The organism is Nocardioides sp. NBC_00163, assembly GCF_045206295.1.
GTDB lineage: Bacteria > Actinomycetota > Actinomycetes > Propionibacteriales > Nocardioidaceae > Nocardioides.
The window spans coordinates 3,544,399-3,568,289 of the sequence record NZ_CP108155.1 but is presented as its reverse complement, the minus strand read 5'-3'; the positions used below and the strand labels follow the sequence as shown (position 1 = coordinate 3,568,289).

21 protein-coding genes are annotated in these 23,891 nt (G+C 68.5%); 4 read left to right on the top strand and 17 right to left on the bottom strand.

The genetic code is table 11. The features are described from left to right. Window positions 1–33 precede the first annotated feature (33 nt). Genes OG801_RS17120 through OG801_RS17105 form a run of 4 tightly spaced genes read right to left on the bottom strand, consistent with a single transcriptional unit; the run spans window position 34 to window position 6,412 of the window. Entirely contained in the window at window positions 34–2,160 is a 2,127-nt protein-coding gene (locus OG801_RS17120) for a hypothetical protein (protein ID WP_406029992.1), read from the bottom strand. Beyond that, complete coding sequence (locus tag OG801_RS17115; RefSeq protein ID WP_406029990.1) at window positions 2,160–4,901, bottom strand: ATP-binding protein; 2,742 nt, start codon at window positions 4,899–4,901, stop codon at window positions 2,160–2,162. The genes OG801_RS17120 and OG801_RS17115 overlap by 1 nt, the downstream gene beginning before the upstream one ends. Continuing rightward, window positions 4,898–6,106, bottom strand: coding sequence for a hypothetical protein (locus OG801_RS17110; RefSeq protein ID WP_406029988.1), 1,209 nt, complete (start codon window positions 6,104–6,106; stop codon window positions 4,898–4,900). Before OG801_RS17110 ends, OG801_RS17115 begins: the two co-directional genes overlap by 4 nt. 39 nt (window positions 6,107–6,145) lie before the next feature. Then, on the bottom strand, window positions 6,146–6,412 hold the full coding sequence (locus tag OG801_RS17105) for a hypothetical protein (protein WP_091043078.1): 267 nt from the start codon (window positions 6,410–6,412) through the stop codon (window positions 6,146–6,148). 469 nt (window positions 6,413–6,881) lie between these two features. On the opposite strand from OG801_RS17105, the gene OG801_RS17100 reads away from it, so the two are divergent. The 3 genes from OG801_RS17100 (at window position 6,882) to OG801_RS17090 (ending at window position 9,006) form a co-directional block, all read left to right on the top strand. Beyond that, a complete protein-coding gene (locus OG801_RS17100) occupies window positions 6,882–7,055 on the top strand; it encodes a hypothetical protein (RefSeq protein ID WP_160158737.1) in 174 nt (57 codons plus the stop codon). Window positions 7,056–7,216: 161 nt separating this feature from the next. Next, complete coding sequence (locus OG801_RS17095; RefSeq protein WP_406029986.1) at window positions 7,217–8,482, top strand: MFS transporter; 1,266 nt, start codon at window positions 7,217–7,219, stop codon at window positions 8,480–8,482. Window positions 8,483–8,640: 158 nt separating this feature from the next. Next, window positions 8,641–9,006 carry a hypothetical protein gene (locus tag OG801_RS17090; RefSeq protein WP_406029984.1) on the top strand — a complete coding sequence of 122 codons (366 nt, stop codon included), beginning with the start codon at window positions 8,641–8,643 and terminating at the stop codon, window positions 9,004–9,006. A gap of 12 nt (window positions 9,007–9,018) precedes the next feature. On the opposite strand, the gene OG801_RS17085 is transcribed toward OG801_RS17090, so the two are convergent. The 13 genes from OG801_RS17085 to OG801_RS17025 form a co-directional block, all read right to left on the bottom strand. Then, the gene (locus tag OG801_RS17085; RefSeq protein WP_406029982.1) at window positions 9,019–9,894 is read right to left on the bottom strand and encodes a 1,4-dihydroxy-2-naphthoate polyprenyltransferase; all 876 of its coding nucleotides are present in this window, start codon (window positions 9,892–9,894) and stop codon (window positions 9,019–9,021) included. A gap of 197 nt (window positions 9,895–10,091) precedes the next feature. Next, window positions 10,092–11,378, bottom strand: a complete 1,287-nt coding sequence (gene mmsB, locus OG801_RS17080) for a multiple monosaccharide ABC transporter permease (RefSeq protein WP_355020695.1) — start codon at window positions 11,376–11,378, stop codon at window positions 10,092–10,094. 6 nt (window positions 11,379–11,384) lie between these two features. Next, entirely contained in the window at window positions 11,385–12,917 is a 1,533-nt protein-coding gene (mmsA, locus tag OG801_RS17075) for a multiple monosaccharide ABC transporter ATP-binding protein (protein ID WP_406029979.1), read from the bottom strand. 76 nt (window positions 12,918–12,993) lie between these two features. Next, window positions 12,994–14,061 carry a multiple monosaccharide ABC transporter substrate-binding protein gene (chvE, locus tag OG801_RS17070; protein WP_406029977.1) on the bottom strand — a complete coding sequence of 356 codons (1,068 nt, stop codon included), beginning with the start codon at window positions 14,059–14,061 and terminating at the stop codon, window positions 12,994–12,996. A 259-nt stretch (window positions 14,062–14,320) separates the two neighbouring features. Further along, the gene (locus OG801_RS17065; protein ID WP_355020698.1) at window positions 14,321–14,941 is read right to left on the bottom strand and encodes a maltokinase N-terminal cap-like domain-containing protein; all 621 of its coding nucleotides are present in this window, start codon (window positions 14,939–14,941) and stop codon (window positions 14,321–14,323) included. A gap of 19 nt (window positions 14,942–14,960) precedes the next feature. After that, entirely contained in the window at window positions 14,961–15,278 is a 318-nt protein-coding gene (locus OG801_RS17060) for a DUF4229 domain-containing protein (RefSeq protein ID WP_406029975.1), read from the bottom strand. After that, window positions 15,275–16,276, bottom strand: a complete 1,002-nt coding sequence (ccsB, locus tag OG801_RS17055; protein ID WP_355020700.1) for a c-type cytochrome biogenesis protein CcsB — start codon at window positions 16,274–16,276, stop codon at window positions 15,275–15,277. The genes OG801_RS17060 and ccsB overlap by 4 nt, the downstream gene beginning before the upstream one ends. Beyond that, on the bottom strand, window positions 16,273–17,859 hold the full coding sequence (locus tag OG801_RS17050) for a cytochrome c biogenesis protein ResB (RefSeq protein ID WP_406029973.1): 1,587 nt from the start codon (window positions 17,857–17,859) through the stop codon (window positions 16,273–16,275). Before OG801_RS17050 ends, ccsB begins: the two co-directional genes overlap by 4 nt. Continuing rightward, a complete protein-coding gene (locus OG801_RS17045; protein ID WP_355229711.1) occupies window positions 17,856–18,614 on the bottom strand; it encodes a cytochrome c biogenesis CcdA family protein in 759 nt (252 codons plus the stop codon). Before OG801_RS17045 ends, OG801_RS17050 begins: the two co-directional genes overlap by 4 nt. Next, a complete protein-coding gene (locus OG801_RS17040) occupies window positions 18,611–19,174 on the bottom strand; it encodes a redoxin family protein (protein ID WP_406029971.1) in 564 nt (187 codons plus the stop codon). Before OG801_RS17040 ends, OG801_RS17045 begins: the two co-directional genes overlap by 4 nt. Window positions 19,175–19,209: 35 nt before the next feature. After that, window positions 19,210–19,872, bottom strand: a complete 663-nt coding sequence (locus tag OG801_RS17035) for a histidine phosphatase family protein (RefSeq protein ID WP_355020703.1) — start codon at window positions 19,870–19,872, stop codon at window positions 19,210–19,212. Beyond that, window positions 19,869–21,197 (bottom strand): glutamate-1-semialdehyde 2,1-aminomutase, encoded by a 1,329-nt coding sequence (gene hemL, locus OG801_RS17030; protein ID WP_406029968.1) that lies wholly within the window; start codon window positions 21,195–21,197, stop codon window positions 19,869–19,871. Before hemL ends, OG801_RS17035 begins: the two co-directional genes overlap by 4 nt. Before the next feature lie 43 nt (window positions 21,198–21,240). Then, window positions 21,241–23,025 (bottom strand): LamG-like jellyroll fold domain-containing protein, encoded by a 1,785-nt coding sequence (locus OG801_RS17025; protein ID WP_406029966.1) that lies wholly within the window; start codon window positions 23,023–23,025, stop codon window positions 21,241–21,243. Window positions 23,026–23,267: 242 nt separating this feature from the next. Here OG801_RS17025 and OG801_RS17020 point away from each other — a divergent pair, with 242 nt between their 5' ends. After that, window positions 23,268–23,864, top strand: a complete 597-nt coding sequence (locus OG801_RS17020) for a TetR family transcriptional regulator C-terminal domain-containing protein (RefSeq protein ID WP_355020704.1) — start codon at window positions 23,268–23,270, stop codon at window positions 23,862–23,864. The last annotated feature ends 27 nt before the right edge of the window (window positions 23,865–23,891 follow it).

Here is a 23,891-nt window from a genome sequence, read left to right as displayed (position 1 = left end):
CCCACAGCACACCACGCGTCGTTGTCGACCGCACTACCGGGCTCCTCCTTCAGACCAGCTCGGACCGTTGTCGACGGGCACCGAGCGGTTCCCGTTCGGTGAGTAGATGACGAAGACCGCGTTGCCGTCGGCGTCGTAGTCCACGTTGGCCTCCGCCACCGGAGACTGTCGCGGCGGCTCAGGCTCGCGGTCTGCGTAAGCGGTGTAGTCGACCGGGTTCGGCGCCTCGGGGCGGTCGTTGTTGTAGACCTGTCCGGCGCCGAACCCTGGGCGGGCCTCGTCGCGGGAGGACGGTTCGTCGCGCTCGACGGAGCGCGAGTCGAACCATTGGCCGGCCACCCGCTCGCCTTCCTCGCCGCTCATCGAGGACCCCAGGGCGTACGTCGGTGTGCTGCTCGCGCTCGCTCCGGCACCCAGCGCTCCGGCAGCCGTCACCGGAGCCTGGTTGGGCACCTGCTCGGCGACCATCGTCGGTCGGCTGCCGGTCAGCTCGTGGCCGGGCATGTAGACGCCGCCGGGGCTCGAGACCGATCCGGTGCCCGCCGGGCCACCGCCCGGAACGGGCGGCCGGTCGGCGTTCGCGTCGCGGAGCCCGGCCTCAGCGCCCGTCCGAGTGCCGACGTACGAGGAGAGCATCGAGGTGAGCCGGCCCATGCCCGGCAGCGGGATCCCGTAGGCGGCGGGTCGGGTGAGCCGCCAGGCCAGCACGGTCAGCACCGCGATCAGCCCGAGCTTCAGCACGAACCACATCGTCGAGGTCAAGATCGCCGAGTCGAGCCGCAGCAGCAACAACGCGACCAGGAAGTAGATCGGGCCCATCACCAACGGACCCACCACCCGCTTCAGCATCGCCACCGCCGCGTCCCGGGTGTGGTCCAACATGAACAACACCCCCGCAGCCGGCGCGAACGGCACGATCAACCGGATCAACGCGAACGACAACAAGATCGCCAGCCCGGCCACCAGCAGGAACCCACACACCACCACGACCACCGCAAGGTTCACCAACGCGGTGGTCGCCCGCTGGGACCAGTGCTCACCCTTGAAGTACTCATACGCCACCGGGTCGGACTTCTTGACCGCCTCGGCATGCTCCTTGAACGCGTCCTGCTTGGCCTCCAGGACCTTCTTGCCCTCGCCGTTGGGGTCCTTGCGGTAGGTGTCGTACTCCTGCCAGGAGAAGTGCGTGGACCGGAACACCCGCGGCCCGTACGTCTTCGCCGTGGCCGAGTCCGGGTCACCGAACGCGCCGGCCAGCCAGGTGCGGTACTGCGTCGACCGCACCACCTCGTCCATCTGGCCATCCACGGCCTTGACCGCATCGGTCTCACCGAACTTGTCGTCATTGACCCCGGGCACCGTCCGGCCGTCGTTGAACCCGGTCGCGATCATCCCGGTCGCCGACCGAACGCCGTCATCGACCAGCTTGGTCGACTCCACCGGATACTGGATCAGCCACGAGGTCACCACCAACACACCCAGCGCCCAACCCGCCGCCGTGACCGCCCGCGCGAACCGGCCATCACGCGCCCGGATCATCACCGTCGCCGCCACCAGCAACAACACCACGCTCACCCACGGCGCCCACACCCCATCGGTGACCGCCTCCGAGGCCGCCACGATCGGGTCGTCCAGCGCCTTGAGGAAGGAGTTCTCCCCGATCACCGCGTTCAGCAACGCATGCGACCAGTTGGGCAGGATCCCCGAGATCTCCAACATGATGTTGCCGATCGAGGTCCCCGCGCCCGCGACGAACTGCCCCGTGCACCCGTTGTCATAGGTCCACCACTGCGGCGTGGTCCCATACGCCGACTCCAGCGAGACCTCGTCCTTGTTGCGGAACGGATCCAGCTCGTCGTTGATCTCCTCCGGGTCGTTCAGCTGCGTACCCGCCTTCGACGCCGCACCCAACGCCGTCATCCGCACGATGAAACTGCCGTCCCCGTACGGAGAAGCCGGCATCGGCGCATCCAGGTTGTTGCACGCATCGCTCACACCCGAGAGCCCACCCGTCGGATCGAACGGGATCGGGATGTCGATCCCCTTCGGCCCCGCTGCCGCCGCCGGTCCGGCGACGGACAGAAGCGCGACTACGAGTACGACGAGGGCAGCCGCCCTACGGCGCAGGGGTGTCCTGTGGTGAGCGGGGCGCGGCGGCATCAGCCGTTCCCATCCCCGGAGATCTCGGTCTTGGGAAGATCGGTCGGGTCGCCGCCGATGGCTCGGCTGACCCGGCGGGTGGGGTCGGCGGTCGTGTTGAGCGCCTCCTGCAGACCCGGGTGGTGGTTGAGGGTGACCTTGATGATCTCCATGCCGCCGTGACCGGTGTCGCCACCGAGGCCGTCGCGGTAGATGAACTCGCGGTAGCCGAGCTGCTCGTCGCCGCGCCTGGTGCGCGGCGAGAGCCGCGCCAGGATCGACTCGTAGCCGAGTCCCTCGGGCTTGCCGAGCAGCTTGAGCGCGTCGCGCTGGGCGCTCTCGTCCTGCGTACGTCCCACGAACGCCGCCCCGACGAAGTTGTTGATGTCGGAGCCCAGGATCGCGGAGGCGTTCTGGGTCGAGACCAGCGCGGCACAGTTGTTCTTACGGGAGTCGCTGGAAAGCTTGTGGACGAGGGCGCGACCCGTGCCGCCGGAGGCCTGGGTGATCTCGTGGGCCTCGTCGAGCGCGAACAGCTTTCGATCGTTGGGGTCGCTGCGGTAGATCAAGTGCAGCGCGGACCAGGCCGCGAGGGTCATGATCGGGCGCGCCATCTGCTCCTCGGCGCTCCACTCCTCGCGCGGCACGTGCTCGGGCGGGGTGGTGAGTCCCTTGAGGTTGTAGAAGGTGAACGGCGTGCCCTTCAGCTCCTCGTCGGACTGGAGGAAGTCGTTGCCGAAGAAGAGGCGGCCGAGCTCGCGCTCACGGGCGGCGGCGAGCTCGCGGCCGATCTCGTGGTCACCGCCGTCGCCCTCGAAGAGCATCTTCACGATCGTCGAGGTGTCGGCGCCGCGGTCGGCCTGCGCCTCCATCACGCGGGCGCGGATGCGCTTGAGCACCTCCTCGTTGTTGGCCAGTCCGACCGGGAGGCAGGCACGGAGCACCGAGACGGTCAGGTCGCGGCGCTGCTGTACGGCGGCCGACCGCTCCCGGTGGAGCCGCTCGGCGAACTCGTGGTCCGACATCGCCTCGGCCCGGATCAGCTCCGGGTTGGGGTCGGGGACGACTGCGTACGGCGACAGGCTTCCCGGGCGGCCGCCCAGGACGTCCACGCTGCGGGCGCGGGCGGGCACCTGCTGGCCGTTGCTGTGTCCTCCCGCCGGGAAGGGGCCGCCACCGATCTCGGGCAGCGTCATCAGCCGCTGCAGTCGTCCGGCCGGGTCCATGGCGACGCCGTGGATGCCGGACAGGATCGACATGTAGATGACGACGCCCATCAGGGTCGACTTTCCGGAACCGGGCGTGCCGACGAGCGGGATCAGGCCGGCCTGCTCCATGACCTCGGTGAGGTACCACGGGTCCATCAGCACGGCCCGGGACGCCATCGCCGAGGTCTCACCGAGGTAGAAGCCGCGCTTGTCGCCGACCTCGGCGGTGACCGCCGGGAGCCCGGCGGCGACCTTGAGCACCGGGAACTTCCGGGCATGCGCGGTCGACGCGAGCGGCTCGCCCGGGACGAACTCGCGAGCCAGGTGATACTGCCCCAGCTGGCGGGTGATCTTGATCTGCGGCCGGTAGAGGTCGACGACCTTCTGCGCCTTGTCGAGCGCCTCCGCCTCGCTGCGGCCGGTGACGGCGATCCGGTACCAGCCCCTGGTCCGGGTGGAGAGGCCGGTGAACTCCGAGCGCATCTCGTCCTCGACGTCGGCGGCTCGGCCGGCCTGACGGGAGAGCTGCTTGGGAGGCCGCTTGCCGTGGTCGTCGGACCAGTGGCTGACCTGGCCGTCGATGCGGCGGGTCAGGGACGCCATCTCGCGGGAGACGTCCTCCGGCGAGCGGGGCTCGACCCGGAACGACCACTCCACCGGGAAGCCGAGCGCGTCGGTCTTCGCCATCCACGGCGCGTGGGTCTCCGGGACCTCGATGTCGCCGATCCGGGAGACTGTCAGCACGCACACATGGCTGGTCTCCTGGCGGCCGCCGATGCTGCTGGTGACCTGCACGGTCGGGGCCAGTGGCTCGGCCGACCAGGCGACCGACTCGAACCACTCGGCCATGTCGTCGGTGTCGAGGAAGTTCTGCTGGGCCTCCCCCGGCTCGGGCACCGGGATCTTGGCACCCAGGGAGAGCGAACGGGCGATCATCCACTCCATGTCGTGACCGACCGCAGGCCGCGCGGAGAAGCCCGGACGCGACATCACCCGGTTGACCGTGTCGAGGCGCTCGCTGATCGCTGCCATCTCACGCTCCGCGGCGCCGGCCGAGAACTTCGCCAGCGTCCTCACCGTCGCGTCACGCCGGCCGAGGTCGACGCCGTAGTAGACGAGCTTGTCGGCCTGGCTGTGGGCGGCCATGTGGGCCTGGTTGCGCGCCATCATCTCCTCGAACCCCGGCTGCGGGTCGGGAGCGTTGGCGAACGCGGCATGCGCCCAGTGACGTACGGGATAGGGGCGGGTGGTGACCCGGCCGTGGACCGTGTTGCCGACCAGGTCGGCCAGCTGGCTCGCCTGGTCGGTGATCAGGGCCTCGAGGTCGGAGTGGGCGCGGAACGACCAGGTCTGGGGCTCGGCGAGGTACCAGGCGATGATGCGGTCACTGGTGAAGGTCAGGTGACCGCGCACCTCCTCCAGCGCCCACTGGTCGCCTCTGGGCTCACGGGCGCCCTTCGAGTCGTCGCCGCCCCGGCCGAAGACGCTCTTGCGTCCCGGCTTGGGCTTCTCGAAGCCAGGCCCGTAGGCCCGCTCCGTTCGCGGCCGCCTCATGCGGTTCCTCCGTCGTTGGGTGCGTCGTCGCCGTCGAGGCGCTTGCGGTAGTCGTCCACACTCTGCGGGCGCCCGTCAGGCACCGCCCGCTCGTCCTGATTGTCCCTGGGACGCGTACGTCCCGAGGGCGCATCCTCGAAGTCGTCCCATCCCTCGGCGTCGTCCCATTCGTCGACGTCGTCGTCGAACTTTGGCTCCGGTGCGATCACCACTGCCGGCCTCACCGCATGCGAGAGCGGCAGCCGGGCGGCCTTGGGCGCGGGCTGCGGCGCAGGCTTCGGTTCGGCCTCCGGTTCGGTCTTCGGGGCAGGCTGCTGGGCCACGGGGGCCGTCGCAGGCGGTGGCGGAGGAGGTGGTGGAGGTGGCGCAGTGGGCGGTGCCGGCTGGGCTGTGGGCTGGGCTGTGGGCTGGGCTGGGGGCGGAGGCGGCGGGGCAGCGGATGCGGCGGTCTCGGCAGCCGGAGCAGGGGGCGCAGGCGGAGTGGGCTGCTCCGGCTCCTGCCGGGCCTGCCACGGCGCACCGCCCTTCCACGGAACGTCGCGGGGCTCACGCGGCGAGGAGGACGGCCGGCTGGACCAGCCACCCTTCGCCGGACGTACGCCGGTGGCGGGCCGCTGCCTCGCAGGCTGGGCCTCGGGCTGGACCGAGAGGTGGGCCGGGAGCGGCTCCTCGACGACCTTCGCCTCGATCACGGGCCGCACGGGCGCGGCCTTGCCTCGCACCGGCTGGCTCGGGGCGCTCGGCGTCGAGGTGACGACCGTCGCCTGCAGCACCCTCGGCGAGGGGGTGGCACCCGGCTGCTGAGCGAACCGCCGGCCGGGTCGTCGCATGGCCTTCGCCCAGCCGCCGCGGGGGCTCGTGGCGTGCCGGAAGGCGACAGCCGCGCCGCCTGCGTACTGGGCGCTGGTCTCCACGCGCGGCGTGGTCAGTTCGTGCCAGAAGGTCATCAGCCAGGCACCGGCCGAGCTCTCCGAGCTGATGTAGTCGGAGGCCTTCATCGAAAGGTAGGAGGCGCCGATCAGCCACAGCCCCATGCTGAGCAGCGTCACCGGCATGCCGAGCTTGCGCAGCAGCACAAGCGTCAATGGTGCGATCACCAGAAAGAGGAAGATGGTGCGATAACGCATCTCCCCGATGTAGCGACGAGGGGGGCCGAGATAGGTCTGGTCGACCTCGTACAGCTCGTCGTCGTCAGGCAGCCTCATCCCCGAGATCCCTCCCTGGGTTAGCTAACGGGACCGGGTTCACCCCTTGAAGAGACCAGCCATCCACTGACCGAGGTCCGTGGCGTTGTTGCCCACGGCCAGGCCGAGGACGCCGAGACCGATGATCAGGCCACCGACGATCGTGACGGCCTTCGAGATGTTGCCGCTGCGGGCAGCCCACAGGACCGTGACGCCCAAGATCAGGACGACCAGCGTGATGATGTTGTCGGTGATCCACTCGGCCAGGCCGCCGGTGCCATACTCGGCGGCTTGCGTCGTACTTTGAATCAACTGGTGCGGTGCCATTGTTCTGCTCCCTTTCCCGAGGTGAGGTGTGGTTGCCGGATCCGTCCGGAAGTATTCGGTTGTCCCGCCCGGCGCAGCCCCATGCGGCACCGGTGGGTGGAGGCGCCTTGCCCCTCCCGCGGGCTGACGCAAACTCCCGGGCATCGGCATTTCTGGACAAACGCCACCGCCATGTGAGACGAGCGTAGTCGCCAGACCGCCGTAGCGCACCTCGTTCCACCTGACGACACGGGCACACCGCGCGCGTACCAGCGCTCGGCGGACCGCGTCACCGGGGCGTCATGCCGCACACCGGACCGCTGGATGCGACACTGTCCCGCTCAGCGGTCTCCTTCGCCGTATTCTTGCGAGTGGAGGCTAACTTCGGGGAATCTATATCCCGGAGCAACCTCGCGAGTTTCGCGCGCTTGCGTCCGGATTCGCGAATTCACTCCACATTCAATCGGATTTCTCGGGAGGACGAGCTCACATGGACAAGAAGAAGATCTTCATCGTCATCGGCGCCCTGTTCGTCGGGTTCTGGCTGTTCACCGATCCGCAGGGACTGACCAACACGGTCTCGGCTATCGCCGGCGGCATCTGGGGCGTCACGACCGACGTCTTCGGTGGCGTCATCGGCACGATCGAGGGCTCCACCCGCTGACCTCGGCCGCAACCTACGCCGACGCACGGGCGTCGGCGCGATGGACTCCTTTTTTCTCGCTGCCCGGTTTGGGGACCGATCAGCACAGATAACTGTTTGACGTCGGACACCGCGATGACAAGACTGCGCCTGTCTCGATGTCAAGATAGTTTGGAGTCGTCTTGTCCCCTCACTTCATCCGGTTGAGGGACAAGGTCCTCTCAGACGACCCGCTCATCCGGGCGATGTCGTACCAGTCGGTGTTGTCGGCCTTCGCCGAAGGCACCTTTCTCACCGGCTCGGCGGTCTTCTTCACTCAGATCGTCGGCCTCTCCGCCGCACAGGTCGGCCTCGGTCTCACGATCGCGGGCGCTGCAACCTTCTTGTTCGCCGTCCCCCTGGGCCGACTCGCGGACCGTCTCGGCACCCGATTCAGCTGGATCGCCGGTGCCGTTCTCCAGGCGCTGCTGTTCGGTGCCTGGGTCCTGGTCGGCAACTTCGCCGCGTACGTCGCCGTCGAGGTGCTCCTCGCACTCGCCTCCTCCTGGCAGAAGTCGGGTCGCGACGCCTACCGGATCTCGGTCTTCCCCGCGGCGACCCGAGTGCGCTCGTTCGCCTACATGCGTGCCGCCCGCAACGTCGGCTACACGCTCGGCGCCCTGGCCAGTGGTCTCGCCCTGGCCGCCGACTCCAACACCCTGATCAAGGCCGTCCCGGTGCTGACCGCCGTGGTGCTGCTGGTCAACGCCTACTGGATCTCGCGCCTCCCCCGCCTCGCCACCGCTGCCTCGCCCGGCGACATGAAGCCAGACGTACGCGATCGCCTCGGCGCCCTGCGCAACCGCGCGTTCCTCGCGACGACCTTCTTCGACGGCGTGCTCGGCACCCATCAGGTCCTGCTCAACGTCGTCATCCCGCTGTGGCTGGTCCAGGAGACCGACGCCCCGCGGGTGCTGCTGGCGTGGCTGTTCGGCACCAACACCGTCATGGCCGTCGGGCTGCAGGTCATCGCCGCCCGCGGGGTCACCGACGTGACGACCTCCCTCAAGGCCCAGCGCCGCGGCGCGCTCTGCTTCCTGGCCTCCTGCGCGATCATCGCGATCACCCACGACACCGTCGGCCTGATCACGATCGCCCTCGTCTGGATCGGCCATGTGACCGTCACCGGCGCCGAGCTCTTCCAGTCCGCCGGCGAGTGGGGCCTGGTCGCCGACCTCTCCGATCCGGAGCACCGTGGCGACTACCAGGGCGCCGCCCAGGTCGGCTACACCCTCGGCACCGTCTGGGCCCCCGCGGCGTACACCTTCCTCGCCATGGAGCTCGGCCACCTCGGCTGGGCCATCATCGCCGGGATCATCGTCATCGCCGCGATCGGCGTCCACCCCTCCGCCCGCGCCGCCGAGCGTTATCTGGCTCGACGGACCCAACCCGTCCCCACGCCGGCGTAGCCGCTCCGGAGGTGACTGCTGCGGCGGCCGCTTCGGTGTAACACGTCGTTCGTAGGACTACTCGCCCTATTAGAACGACCGGATAGTCCTACGAACAGCGTGTTACACGCGACCGTGCCGCCACCTCGGGCCACTCGCTCTCCACAGGCTCACCTCGTGTGGGGCTGGCAGGCATCGAGACCCAGTTCGAGATCACCGACGGAGTGCGTACTGCTCGATTCGATCTCCGGGTGGGCCGCCACATCTTCGAGTTCGACGGCCGGAGCAAGTATGTGCCCACCTCGGATGGAGGCCTGGCGCTCCGGTCGGTCGACGACATCCTCGCCGAGGAGAAGACCCGACAGGACTGGGCCCACGGCTTTCATCTCGGCATGTCACGAGTCGAATGGGCCGATCTCTTCGGCCGGCAGCGCGACTACCTCAAGGACCGTTTGGATCGGGAGTACGTAGCCACCTGCCGAGCCTTCGGCACCGACATCTCAGACCTGGAACGGTTCCGCGTACGTCGTTCGAGAGCCGCCTGAGGGCGCTATGACTCAGACGAACAGCAGAGGTACGCCGACGAGCAGGCCCCACACCAGCGTGGCCAGCCCGGTCTGCTGGAGGACAGGGATCAGGCGCGGGCCGAGGTTGGCGCGGTCGAGGACGGTGCGTACGCCCTGGGCGGCGACGGCGAGGAACCCGAGGCCGAGCAGCGCCCACCAGGACGTCGTCAGGGCCACGAGCACGACGGAGACGGCGGCGACGGCCACGAGGGCGACGTAGAGCCAGCGGGTGCGCGCGTCGCCGAGGCGTACGGCGAGGGTGATCTTCCCCGACTCGGTGTCGCCGGGGATGTCGCGGAGGTTGTTGGCGACGAGGAGAGCGGAGGTGATCGCGCCGATCCCGACACCGGCCCACAACGCGCCCCACTCCCACGACTGCGTCTGGACGAAGGTCGTGCCGATCACCGCGACGAGTCCGAAGAAGACGAAGACCATGACCTCGCCGAGGCCGGCGTAGCCGTAGGGGCGCGAGCCGCCGGTGTAGTACCAGGCCGCGATCATGCAGACCAGGCCCACGAGGATCAGCCACCAAGCGGAGGTCAGCGCGAGCACCAGGCCGGCGACCGCGGCGATCCCGAAGGCGATGAACGCGGCGCGCTTGACCGCGGACGGCGACGCGAGGCCGGAGCCGGTCAGCCGCAGCGGCCCCACGCGCTCGTCGTCGGTCCCCCGGATCCCGTCGGAGTAGTCGTTGGCGTAGTTGACCGCGACCTGCAGCGCCAGCGCCACCACGAGAGCGAGCAGCGCCTTCCACCAGACCATCCCACCGGCGTACGCAGCCACCCCTGTGCCGGCGATGACCGGCGCGAGCGCCGCGGGGAGGGTGCGAGGACGGGCTCCCTGGAGCCACTGAGCGGAGTTTGCCACCCCGCTATTCAACACCGACGGCTCGTTGCAGGTGCCGCGGGGATGTAACACGTCGTTCGTAGGACTACTCGCCCTATCAGAACGACCGGATAGTCCTACGAACAGCGTGTTACACGTCCCCACACCCACCCCGAAAACCCCAGCGACCCCTGCCCGGGGGGAGGCAGGGGTCGAGGGGTGGGGGTGTGGGGGATGGATCAGGTCTTCGGAGGATCGTTGGAGTCGACGCTCAGCTCGGCCTCCATGGCCTCGATCTCCTCGGCCAGCTTGTCGGGCGGCGGAGCGCTGGGCTCGGCAGCCTCGGCACCGGCGCCACCGGACCCGGCGGTGCGGCGCTTGTTCCACACGTCGAAGGCGACGGCGAGCAGGAGCACGAGGCCCTTGATGGCCTGCTGCCAGTCGATGGAGACACCGAGCAGCGACATGCCGTTGTTGAGGACACCCATGACGAGACCACCGATGATCGCGCCGACGACGGTGCCGACACCACCGGTGACGGCCGCGCCACCGATGAAGGCGGCGGCGATCGCGTCGAGCTCGAAGTTGACGCCGGCCTTGGGGTTGGCCGCGGTCAGGCGGGCGGTCGTGACCAGGCCCGCGAGACCCGACAGCAGCCCCATGTTAACCATGACCAGGAAGTCGACACGCTTGGTGTTGACGCCGGACATCGTGGCGGCGTCGACGTTGCCGCCGATCGCGTAGACGTGCCGGCCGAAGACGGTCTTGTTCATGATGAACGTGTAGACCACGATCAGCCCGGCCAGGATCAGCCCGACGATCGGCAGCCCGCGCGCGTCGGCGAGCAGGTAGGCGAAGTACATGATCACGATCGTCAGCAGCGCCAGCTTCACCACGAAGAGCGGGAAGGGCAGGACGTCGAAGTTGTAGGCCGTCTGGGCGTTGCGGCGACGCACCTCGAGGAAGATCAGCACACCGACGGCGGCCACCGCGATGAGAAGCGTCAGGTTGTGAAACCCGGTGTCCGGCCCGATCTCGGGCAGGAAGCCGTTTCCGATGGCCTTGAACTCCTCGGGCAGACCACCGACGGTCGCGCCCTTGAGCACGACCAGCGTCAGACCGCGGAAGAGCAGCATCGAGGCCAGCGTGACGATGAACGCCGGGATCCCGACGTACGCCACCCAGAAGCCGTGCCAGGCGCCGATCGCGGTGCCGATCAGCAGGCCGAGGAAGACGGCGACCCACCACGGGAAGTCGTACTGGGTCATCATGATCGCCGACGCGGCTCCCACGAAGGCGGCCACGGAGCCGACCGAGAGGTCGATGTGACGCGCCACGATCACGATCACCATGCCGATGGCCAGGATCAGGATCTGGGCGTTCTGGACCACCAGGTTGGAGACGTTGAGCGGCTTGAGCAGCACGCCCTCGGTCGAGATCTGGAAGAGGATGACGATCGCCGCCAGAGCGATGATCATCCCGTACTGGCGGACGTTCCCGCGCAGCGTGTTGAGCAGGGCATTCATCGGGGGTTACTTCCTCGCGTCCGCGGTCATGTAGCGCATCAGGGACTCCTGGGTGGCCTCTGAGCGGTCGAACTCATGGGTGATCACGCCCTCGGCGAGCGTGTAGATGCGATCACACAGGCCGAGCAGCTCGGGCAGCTCGGAGGAGATCACCAGTACGCCGCGACCGCTGCGGGCGAGCTCCTGGATGATCCCGTAGATCTCGTACTTAGCGCCGACGTCGATGCCTCGGGTCGGCTCGTCGAGGATCAGCAGCTTCGGGTCGGTGTACATCCACTTGGACAGCACCACCTTCTGCTGGTTGCCGCCGGAGAGCTTGCCGACCCCGGCGGTGATCGAGGGCGCCTTGATGTTGAGGTTCTTGCGGTAGCCCTCGGCGACCACGACCTCCTTGTGCTCGTCGACGACGAGCCCGTTGCGCAGCTTCTTCAGCGCCGCCGCGGTGATCGAGGTCTTGATGTCGTCGATCAGGTTGAGCCCCAGGCCCTTGCGGTCCTCACTGACGTACGCGATGCCGGCATCGATCGCCTGGGTGACCGTGTTGAGCTGCAGCTCCTCGCCGTCCAGCACCAGCGAGCCGGAGGTCCGGGAGCCGTAGGAGCGTCCGAAGATCGACCGCGCGAGCTCCGTACGTCCGGCGCCCATCATCCCCGCGATGCCGACGATCTCGCCGGCTCGCACGGACAGGTTGGCTTGGCGGATGACCTCACGGTGGCTGTCCTGCGGGTGCATGACGGTCCAGTCGCGCACCTGGAAGAGGATGTCGCCGATGGACGGGGTGTGGTCGGGGAAGCGGTTCTCGAGGTCGCGGCCGACCATCCCGCGGATGATCCGGTCCTCGTCCACGCCACCGCCGGCGACGGACAGGGTCTCGATGCTCTGGCCGTCACGGATGATCGTGATCTCGTCGGCGATCTGCTCGATCTCGTTCAGCTTGTGGCTGATCATGATCGAGGTGATCCCCTTCTCCTTCAGCCCCTCCAGGAGCGCGAGGAGGTGCTGGGAGTCGTCGTCGTTGAGGGCGGCGGTCGGCTCGTCGAGGATGAGGAGCTTGACCTCCTTCGAGAGCGCCTTGGCGATCTCGACCAGCTGCTGCTTGCCGATGCCGAGGTTCTTCACCGGCGTCAGCGGGTTCTCCCGCAGGCCGACCCGGGCGAGCAGATCGATCGCCTCGCGGTTGGCGCGGCCCCAGTCGATGATGCCGCGCTTGGCGGTCTCGTTGCCGAGGAAGATGTTCTCCGCGATCGAGAGCTCGGGGATGAGGGCGAGCTCCTGGTGGATGATCACGATGCCGGCGGCTTCGCTCTGCCGGATGTTGGCGAACTTCGCGGTCTCGCCCTCGAAGACGATGTCGCCGCTGTAGGTGCCGTGGGGGTAGACCCCGCTGAGCACCTTCATCAGGGTGCTCTTGCCGGCGCCGTTCTCACCGCAGATCGCGTGGATGTCACCGCGGTTGACGACGAGGTTGACGTCGGCGAGCGCCTTGACGCCGGGGAACTCCTTGGTGATGCCGCGCATCTCCAGGATCGGTGGGGTCATGTCGTTCCTGCTATCTGGCCAGGGGCCGGCGTGGGCCCGGTCCGGAGGGACCCGGGCCCACGCCGCGTACGGGGTGCTACTTGATCTCGTCGGCGGTGTAGTAGTCGGAGTCGACGAGCACCTTGGTGACGTCGTCCTTGGTGACCACTACCGGGTCGAGGAGGTAGGACGGAACGACCTTCTCGCCGTTGTCGTAGGTCTCGGTGTCGTTGACCTCGGGCTCCTCGCCCGCACCGACGGCGACGATCATGTCGACGGTGACCTTCGCGAGCTCGCGGGTGTCCTTGAAGATCGTGGAGTACTGCTCACCGGCGTTGATCGACTTCACCGACTGCACCTCGGCGTCCTGACCGGTCACGACCGGGAGGTCGGCGGTGGTGTAGCCGTTGCCCTTGAGAGCGGCGATGATGCCGAGCGAGAGGCCGTCGTAGGGCGAGAGCACGCCCTGGACCTTCGTGGAGGCGTACGTCTTGGTGAGGATGTCCTCCATGCGCTTCTGCGCGGTGGCGGGGTCCCAGCGCAGGATCGCGGCCTGCTTGAAGTCCGTCTGACCGGAGGGGATGACGATCTCGCCGGACTTGATCAGCGGCTCGAGTACCGACATGGCGCCATCCCAGAAGAAGGTGGCGTTGTTGTCGTCCGGCGAACCACCGAAGAGCTCGACGTTGTAGGGGCCCTCGCCCTTGGCCTTGAGACCCTCGACGAGCGATGTCGCCTGCTGCACGCCGACCTGGAAGTTGTCGAAGGTCGAGTAGTAGTCGACGGCCTTGGTGTCGCGGATGAGGCGGTCGTAGCTGATCACCGGGATCTCCTGCGAGTCGGCGGTCTCGAGGACCTCGCCGAGCGCGGTGCCGTCGATGGCCGCGACCACCAGGACGTCGACGCCCTTGGTGACCATGTTCTCGACCTGGGAGACCTGGGTCGGGATGTCGTCCTCGGCGTACTGCAGGTCGACCTTGTAGCCCTCGGCCTCGAGCTGCTTCTTGATGTTGTTGCCGTCTGCGATCCAGCGCTCCGAGGACTTGGTCGGCATGGCTACACCGACGGTGCCCTTGTCGCCGCCCTCGCCGCCGTCGCCGCCGCCGCATGCCGCGAGGCCGAGCGCAAGCGCTGCCGCGGTGATCGTGGTGAGTACCTTGCGCACTTACCTGCTCCATTTCATCTACGGCCGCGTCGGTAGGCCTACGCGCCGCTGTCGGGGGGTGCCGGGAGTTCGGCGCACGGGCCGGCTCCCAGGTGAGTCACATCACAGATGTGAACGCTCACATCGAGACAATGTGCCTCCTCATGTCCGAATGCGTCAAGTGCAGGACGACGATGTTTCCGACTCGTGACTTACGGGAGGCTCCGTTGATCATCTGGGCTACACAGCGGACTCACAGACAAGCCCGGAGGCCGTCCCGTCACAGATGACGTACGCCGACCAGCGCCCCGGCGCCGTCCGGCCAGGTGACCTGGATCGACTCCGTGCCGTCGGCGTCGGAGCCGTCCACGACCCGCTTCACGACGATCGCGTAGCTGCCCGCGTCCACCCGGGTGTCGGCACCGTGGGAACGGATGGTGACGCCGTCGAAGTGCGGCACCGCATTGCGCGGCCACGAGCCGGTGCCGGTCGCGGTGACGACGCTCTCGCGGCGATCCACCAGGCGGCCCCGGTCGTAGACGTCCATCGGCTCCTGGGTCGCGCCGGTGAGCGCGGCCGTCAGCAGGGCCCGGACCGCCACCGCGTCGGCGGTGGCGTCGTAGACGTAGCGCGTGCCCAACGCCGAGTGTTCGGTGGTCGCCATCAGGAAGTCCTCGGCACCGTCGAGAGGCGCCTCACGGTAGGAGACCGGGAGGTGGACGACGGACCCGCCGACCTCGAGGAGCACGCACTCGATACCGACCCGTCCGGCCGGGTCGTCGAACCGGTAGGAGCCGATCGTGCCGGTCAGGTCACCCTCGCACCACGTCCGGGTGGCGAGCCAGGCGCCGAAGATCTCTTTCTTCGACGGGGTGAGAGTGGCCTTGTGAACGATCGACATGACCGTTATCTACCACTCATCACACCTTGTGGCTATCGCCTTCGCCGTTCGAAGGGGTGTCGGTCTCGGAGCCGGCCTCGGAGTCGATCTCGGCGTCCTCCTTGGCACGGGCCGCTTCGACCGCCTTGGCGGCCCGCGTCTCGACCTTCTCAGCGAAGGCCCGCCGCTGCGGGTCGAGCACGAAGAAGGAGAGCACGCCGCTGATCACGAACGCCAGGATCACCGCGAAGAAGATGTCCACCTCGCCCGCGACGAGCGACCAGATGCCCGCCACGATGCCGAAGGTGGCGACCAGCGACAGCAGCCGCAGTCCGGTGTAGATCCAGAACTCTTTCATCGTGAGGCTCCCTCGGTGAGCTCGACGACCGCCGGGGCTGCGGGCGCAGCGTACGAGTGCTGCGAGGTCGAGGAGAAGTAGTTGATGCCGATGAAGTTGAACCACAGCGTGGCCAGCCCGATCAGCGCGACGATCGCGGCCTTCTTGCCCTTCCACCCGGCGGTCGCGCGGGCGTGCAGGTAGCCGGCGTAGACGACCCAGGTGATGAACGCCCAGACCTCCTTGGGGTCCCAGTTCCAGTAGGAGCCCCAGGCCTCGTGGGCCCAGATCGGACCGGAGATCAGCACCCCGAAGGTCCACACCGGGAACGCGAAGGCGTGGATCCGGTAGGAGACCCGGTCGAGGTTGTCGAGGTCGGGCACCCGCGCCAGCAGAGCGGCGTCGGGGAAGCGGCTCTTGAGGAGGTACGCCGCCGAGGCGATGCCGCCCAGCGTGAACCCGCCGGTGGCGATGATGGCCGCGATGACGTGGATGACGAGCCAGTAGGAGTTGAGCGCCTCGGTCAGCGGCGCGACAGGCTCGTAGAGCCCGACCACGGCCAGCATCAGCACCACGACGGTGAAGCCGAGCACCCACGGCGCCATCCAGGACAGCTTGAGCCGCCGGTAGAGAACGACGTACGCAGCGGCCACCACGAACGAGCCGGAGATCGTGAACTCGTACATGTTGCCCCACGGCACCCGGTTGGGATCGGCGGCCATCCCACGGCCGACCAGCGCAATCAGGTGGCACGCCACCGCGATGGCGGTCAGGAGCAGGCTGAGGCGTCCGAAGAGGGCGGCGCGCTGCTCGCGTACGGCAGCGGCGGGGTTCGCCGCGGCGTCGGTCTCGTCGGCCGGGGCACCGGCGCCGACTAGCTCCTTCTCCGCGACCGCGGCCCTGGCGCGCGACTGCCAGGCCGACCACTCGACCAGCGCGCAGAGCAGCGCCAGGAAGTAGACGACGCCGGCGGCCGTGATGGCCTGGTTGCTGAGAACGCCCCAGGTGTGGTCAGTCATCGGTTCTCCTCCTGTGTTCGCGCGCCTCGTAAGGTCTCCGCAAGGCCGGCGACGACGGCAGCGGTGTCTCCACCGCCGGAGCGGTCGAGGGCGGCGATCTCGACCAGTGTGCGCCCATCGACTCGGCGGGCGCGAACCCACACCCGTCGCGAGCGGATGAAGAGGGACCCGAGGAGCCCCACGAGGGCGAGGGAGACGCCGAGGAGCGCCCACTCCTTGCCGGGCGACTTCGAGATCTGCACCCGGTTCCACTGCTGGACGTCGTCGAAGGAGATCGACCCCAGTCCGTCGGGGAGCTCGGCTGTCTCCCCGAGGCGCAGGTTGAACGCCTTGCCGGTCTCGTCGGGCGACATCATGTTGGCCTTGGAGGTGTCGAGCGCATAGACCGACTGGGGCCCGGCGTCGAGGTTGAGGTCGCCCCGGAAGCCCTGCAGCGAGAGCATCGCGTGCGACCCGTCCCCGATGTCGCCCATCAGGTTGACCGGCTCACCGTCGACCGTGCCCTCGAACGGGTAGAACAGCCCCTGGAAGCCGAGCTCCTCGGGCGAGGCGTACGGCGCCTTCACGACCCCGAAGGAGAGCAGGTTCTGGCTCTGCGGGAGGAAGATCGTCGGGCCGGAGTAGGCCACGTCGCCGTTGCCGTCGCGCACGGTGATCACCGGCGCGTAGCCGTGGGCGAGGAGGAAGACGTCGGTGCTGCCGATGGTCAGCGGGTGGTTGACCCTGAGGTCATAGCTCTTCTCCTCGTTAGAACCCGCGGTGTAGCGGATCTTCGAGTTGAACCCACGCGCGGTCCCGGCACCCGCGCCGGTGCTGAGCCACTCGGCCTTGAAGTCGTCGATCTTGAAGGTGAAGTCGTCGAGGTCCTCGGGGGCGAAGAGCGAGCCGGACTTGAAGTCGTCGTACTGCGACAGCTCGTTGGCGAAGCCGTACTCCTCCCCCACCAGCACGATCACGCCGCCCTTGTAGCCGAACAGGCTCCCGGTCGCGAACGCGACCAGCACGATGATCAGCGACATGTGGAAGATCAGATTGCCGGCCTCGCGCAGATAGCCCTTCTCGGCCGAGACGGACTCGCCGTCCTCGTCCTTGCGGATCCGGTAGCCGCGCAGCTGCTTCCGCGCCGCGGCGAGCACCTCGGCGGGCTCCTCGTCCGTGACGTACGTCGTGGATTCGGGCAGCCGGGTCAGCTTGGCCGGCGTCGCCGGCGGCTCGGCCCGCATGGCCCGCGCGTAGACGAGGCACCGCGGGATGATGCAGCCGACCAGCGAGACCATCAGCAGCAGGTAGATCGCGGCGAACCACGGCGTCGAGTAGACGTTGAAGAGCCCGAGCTTCTCGTAGATCGGCGTCAGCGTCGTGTGCGCCTCGCGCCACTGGTCAGCCTTGAGCGAGTCGACCCCGTCCTGCGGGATCAGCGATCCCGGGACGGCCGCGAGCGCGAGCAGCAGCAGCAGGATCAGTGCCGTACGCATCGAGGTCAGCTGGCGCCAGCCCCAACGGGCCAGCTCGCGGGCGTTCAGCTCGCCCGGGCGGCGTACGGCCTCGTTCTTCTCCTGGTCGGGAGCGGACGTGGTGCTCACAGTGCGATTCCCTCCCAACGCTGGACGAGCTGGACCTGCAACCACTGGACGCCGTTGTCCCACCAGCCGGTGAGCATGGCGATGCCGATCAGGATCATCAGCACGCCGCCGATGATCGTGATCGCGCGGGTGTGCCGGCGGAACCAGGTGAGCGCGACGGTGGCCTTGCGCCACATCACCGCCACGAGGATGAACGGGATGCCGAGCCCGAGCGCGTAGACCGCGAGCAGCAGGCCACCGCGGGCGGCGGTTCCCTGGTCCCAGGCGAGCCCGGCGATGACGCCCAGCGTCGGTCCGGTGCACGGGGTCCAGGCGAGCCCGAAGAGGAAGCCGAGCAGCGGCGCCGCGGCCAGACCGACCGCCGGCACCTGGTGGAACTTCAGGTCGCGCTGCAGCAGCGGGATGAAGCCCATGAACGCGATCCCCATGATGATCGAGAGCACGCCGAGGACCTTGGTGCCGGTCTCCTGGAACGCGAGCAGCTTGTAGGCGATCCCGCCCACGGTGATGCCCATCAGGACGAAGACCACCGAGAAGCCGGCGACGAAGAGCAGCGCGCCCGCCAGCATGCGGCCGCGGCGTACGTCACCGGAGGCGAGGTCGGCGCCGGACAGGCCGGTGGCGTAGGAGAGGTAGCCCGGGAGCATCGGCAGCGTGCACGGCGAGACGAACGAGAGGAACCCGGCCAGCAGCGCGACCGGGATGGCCAGCATCAGCGACCCGCTCCCGGCGGTGCTCGCGAACCAGTCCGTCATGCGGTCTCCCCTGCCGTGGAGATGAGCTCGTCGAGCGTACGTGCCGAGGGGATCTCGCCGCGGATCAGCGCCGCCACGCGCCCCTTGGTGTCGAGGATCGCGGTGGCCGGAATGGCGCGCGGCGCGAGCGAGCCCTTCAGCGCGAGGACGGCGGCGCCGTCGGGCGAGTAGACCGACGGGTACTCCACGCCGTAGTGCCGCTCGAAGGCCAGCCCCTGGGCGGCCGAGGCGTCGCGGGTGTTGAGCCCCACGAAGGCGACCTCGTCGCCCAGCTCCTCGTAGGCGGCCTGGAGCATCGGCATCTCCTTGCGGCACGGCGCGCAGCCGGTCCACCACACGTTGAGCACCGTGACCTTGCCCCGGGTGTCTGCCAGGTCGAACGGCTTGCCCTCGAGGGTCTCGCCGGTGAGCTCGACCGGCTCCCCGCGGTCGGCGACCGGGATCTCCTGGGTGCGGCCGTCACCAGAGATGTAGCCGGCTTCGTTCGTGCCGGTCTGCCCACACGCGGCCAGCAGCCCCACCATCACCACTGTGAGGAGGCCACCCAACTTCTTACGCACGCGCAGGACTCTTCCTGACAAACCTGAGAGACCCGTTAATCTTCCGAGTCGCCGGCCGAGAACGGCGCGTACTTGTCCTTCGCCGGCAGCATGTCGCCGGCCGGCTCACCGTAGGAGAGCGCGACGAACTCGTCGTCGACGAAGTGCAGCGAGGTCAGCGAGCACAGCGCGCACTGGCGGCGGCGCGGGTCGTGCAGGAAGCTGCGGCCCTCGATGTGCAGCCGGGTGGTCCAGATCGGCAGCTGGTGGGAGACGATGACCGCCTCGTGGCCCTTCGCCTGGTCCCGGGCGTCGTGGATCGCGGCCATCATCCTGGCCACGATCTCCAGGTAGGGCTCGCCCCACGACGGCTTGAGCGGGTTGATCAGCTTCGGCCAGACCTTGGGGTCCTTCAGCGGCCCCATGCCGTCCTTGAAGCTCTTGCCGACGAAGAGGTTCTCCGACTCGAGCACCCGCTCGTCGAGCGAGATGTCGACGCCGAGCGCCTTCGCCAGCGGCCCGGCGGTCTGCTGAGCGCGCTCGAGCGGGCTGGAGATGACGTGGGTGATGTCTTGCCCGCCGATCCGGTCGGCGACCCGCTCGGCCATCCGCAGACCGAGCTCGGAGAGGTTGAACCCGGGCCGGCGCCCATAGAGGATCCCCTCCGGGTTGTGCACCTCACCGTGGCGCAGCAGGTGGACCGTGGTCTCGATACTCATGACTTCACCTTTACAGCAGCAGCCTCGGCGGCGTACGGAAGCGCCTCCGTGATCTGGGAGATCGCCCGCTCGTCGTGAGCGGAGGAGAGGAACCACGCCTCGTAGGCGCTCGGCGGCAGGTAGACGCCCTGGTCGAGCATGGCGTGGAAGAAGGCCTTGTACGCCGCCTCGTCGGTGGTCTTGGCCTCGTCGAAGTTGCGCACCGGCCCGTCGGTGAAGAAGACCGAGAACATCGTGCCGGTGGACTGGATGACGTACGGGAGACCGACCTTGGTGAAGCTCTCCTCGATCGCGGCCTTCACGGCGTCGCCGGCCTTGGTGATGTGGTCGTAGACCTCGTCGGTCGCCAGCCTGAGGGTCGTGAGGCCGGCGGTGGTCGCGACCGGGTTCCCGGAGAGCGTTCCTGCCTGGTAGACCGGACCGTCGGGACTGAGCGAGCCCATCACGTCGGCGCGGCCGCCGAAGGCCGCCGCCGGGAAGCCGCCGCCCATCACCTTGCCGAAAGTGACCAGGTCGGGCGTCCAGCCCTCGTGCTTGCCGTCCAGACCCCACTGCCCCTGCTTGCTGGCCCGGAACCCGGTCATCACCTCGTCGGAGATGAACAGGGCGCCGTTCTTCGTACAGGTCTCGCTCAGGAACTCGTTGAACCCGGGCTCCGGCGGCACGACGCCCATGTTGCCCGGCGAGGCCTCGGTGATCAGGCAGGCCACCCGGCCGGCATATTCCTCGAACGCCGCCGTGACCGCGGCTCGGTCGTTGTAGGGCAGTACGACGGTGAGCTCGGTGCTGCTCTCCGGGACGCCCGGAGTGCCGGGGATCGCGTGAGTGACCAGCCCGGAGCCGGCGCTGGCGAGCAGCGAGTCCACGTGGCCGTGGTAGTTGCCGGCGAACTTCAGGATCACGTCGCGCCCGGTGAACCCTCGTGCCAGCCGAATGGCCGACATCGTCGCCTCGGTGCCGCTGCTGACGAACCGCACCTTCTCGACCGGCGCCCGCTCGACGATCGCCTCGGCGAGCTCGACCTCGGGCGTGGTCGGCGTCCCGTAGGACGTGCCACGCGTGACGGCCTCCAGGACTGCGGCCTGGACCTCCGGATGGGCGTGGCCCAGCAGCATCGGGCCCCAGGAGCAGATCAGGTCGACGTACTCGTTCCCGTCGACGTCGGTCAGCCACGCCCCCTTCGCCTCCCGGATGAAGCGCGGCGTCCCGCCCACCGCGTTGAAGGCGCGCACGGGCGAGTTCACGCCGCCCGGCGTCACGGCCCTCGCGCGGGCGAAGAGCGCTTCGGATGCCGCTGCGGACAGGGGTGCGATGTCGTGAGGCACCCGGTCATTCTCTCCGAGGCGTCGCCGAATCCCCATTTCGGCCTCAGCCGACGGCAGTTGCAGCCCCCGGGGGCAGGCCCGGATCGGCGTTGAAGATGTCGTTGGCGCCGAGCGCGCCGGCGTACTGCCACACCCCGACGAGGTCGCCGGCAAGCGGCGCAGTCGGCCCGGCGAGATCAGCTGTCGTGGAACCGTTGCCGACCTCGAACCCGCCCCGAGCAGTCCACGGAGCGCTGAACGACGCTTCCGGCATCTCACCCTCGGTGCTGCCGTCGCCCGGGGCCGGCGGGAACCCGTTGAGGTAGATCTCGATCTGCCGACGTTCGGCGTTGTAGACGCCGATCACGACATTGACCTCGTCCGGCGTCCAGACGTCCGCACGCACCTCGGCGAACTCGGCGTCGGTGCTGTCGCCCGCGGCCATGCGGAAGTAGAACTGCCCACCCGTACCGTCGCTCTTGACGCGATAGCCGAGGGTCCAGGCAGCCACGTTCTCGCCCGCTTGCTGGGCGATCACTCCCGGTCGCGTCGGATCGGTGAGGCGTACGGATGAGGCGACCGAGAACGACACGGCCGAGTCCGTCACCGGATGACTCAGTGCGATGCGCTGCTCGGGCGCGCCCGGCAGCGCCAGGACCCCACCGGGGAGGTACTGGTCGCCGGCGCCGTCGACCTGAAGCTGGGCATCGAAGGAGCGATCGGTCAGCACGCCCGACTCGACGGTGTCGTCGCTCACGCCGAGATTCCATTCGGCGGCCATGCTGGTCGCGTACCCCGTGTTCGTCTCCAGGGCCACACGGTCGGCGATCACGGAACCGGAGGCCGCGTTGTCCCAGATCCCGACCTCGTCCACCATCGCCGTCGCGCAATCTGCCCCGGTGGTCGACGCGCTACCGCAGCCCAGCGTCCAACTGACGCTGCCCCAGGCTTCCGAGGCGTACGTCACGCTGGACCGCGCCACCCCGTCGACCCAGAGTGTGAGCTCGTCGATCGAGGCCCGATACGTGGCCGCGAGGTGCGTCCAGGTGCCCTGGCTACCCGCGGCCGATGCGAGCTCGGCGCTCGTGGCTGAGCGCCGTCCGGCGACCCAGCTGCGGGCGATCGCGTCGTACCCGATCTCGAGCGCGTTGCCCTCCGGAGAGGTCGCCGAGACCAGGGTCATCGACTCGGCGGCATCGACGTGCGCCCACAGCGCAACGGTGAAGTCTGCGGCGGTCGAGATCCCTGATGTCGCAGTCGCAGGCTCTCCCGCGTCGAACCGCAGGCCGATGTCGTTGCGACCGAGCGGCGACGTCGCCGCGCCTCCGAGACTGAGGTCAGCGACGGCAGGATCCTGGCCAGTGTTGGCGCCGGGGGCGTTCGGGTCGTCGAAGGACCAGTCCACCTGGGGAGCGTTGCGGGGCACATAGAAGGTATAGGTCGCCACGGTGCCCCACAGATCTGCCTTGTCGTGAGCCTGGACGCTCACGCTCCGAGGTCCGGACGCGGTCGGCGTGAACGAGATCGAACGAGGCTTGCCGGCATTGGTCGCGACGGGCTCGCTCCACCCCGACGGCTCACCTTCGGCGGCGCCGACGACGGACCATCGGTACGCATCCACATCGACGTCGCCCTTGGCGGCTTCGAACAAGAACGTGCCCGTCTCGCCTACATGGTTGCCGGTGTGGGGACACACCGAGCCGCATTCGGGGAAGTCGAGGCTGGACACGACCGGAGCCAGCGGAGCGGGGTCGAGGGGCGGCGCTGCCATCGCGGCTCCCGGGCCGAACGAGGCGGCGACCAGTGCCGCGCCGAGAACAGTGACGAAGAGCGACGACGCGCGACGCATGGGGACTCCTGACTCCAGAGAAACGAAAGGGGCGAACCGGTCCCGAGGCGGCGCAGCGCATGGAACGTACCAACGCCAAAGCCGACGTTCTTTGCTTTGGTCCTGCTGTTCCCGAGCCGTGACACCACAGTTACCCATCCGACGATCCGCCGTCCGACGTCGGCCCGGGGCCTGGCATCCTGGTCAATCGTCTTGGTCACGTACGCTGGCGGCATGGGCTTCCTGCTGACGAGAGACCTCTGATGGCGCGCGTCTCGGCCGACGTACGCCGCGAACGCCTGGTCGAGGCCGCGATCCGGGTGATGGTCCGTGACGGCGTCGCCAAGACCACGACGCGCTCGATCGTGGCGGAGGCCGACATGCCGCTCGGGGCCTTCCACTACTGCTTCCGCTCCAAGCAGGAGCTGCTGGAGAACGTCATCGAGGCGATCACCGGGCACACGCTCCAGCTGGCGCTGGTGGAGATGCGCGGCGAGGAGTCGTTCGAGGAGAAGCTCCAGGCGGCGCTCAGGGCGTACTGGCAGCACGTCATCGCCAACCCCGAGGAGCACCAGGTGACCTACGAGCTGACGCAGTACGCCCTCCGTCAGCCGGGCCTGGCCACGGTCGCGCGCCGTCAGTACGAGACCTACCTCGAGGCCAACACCCAGGTCCTCACCGTGCTCGCGGAGTCCACCGGGGTGACGTGGGACCAGCCGATCCCCATGCTCGCGAGATACCTCACCGCCAACATCGACGGGCTCACCCTGCTGTTCCTCAACGAGGGCGACGCCGAGGCTGCCGGCGCCGCACTCGACTTCGCCGCGGCGCACGTCGCCTCCATGGCCAGATCGGCGTAGTCACGGGCCTTTGGACCGTTGACCCGG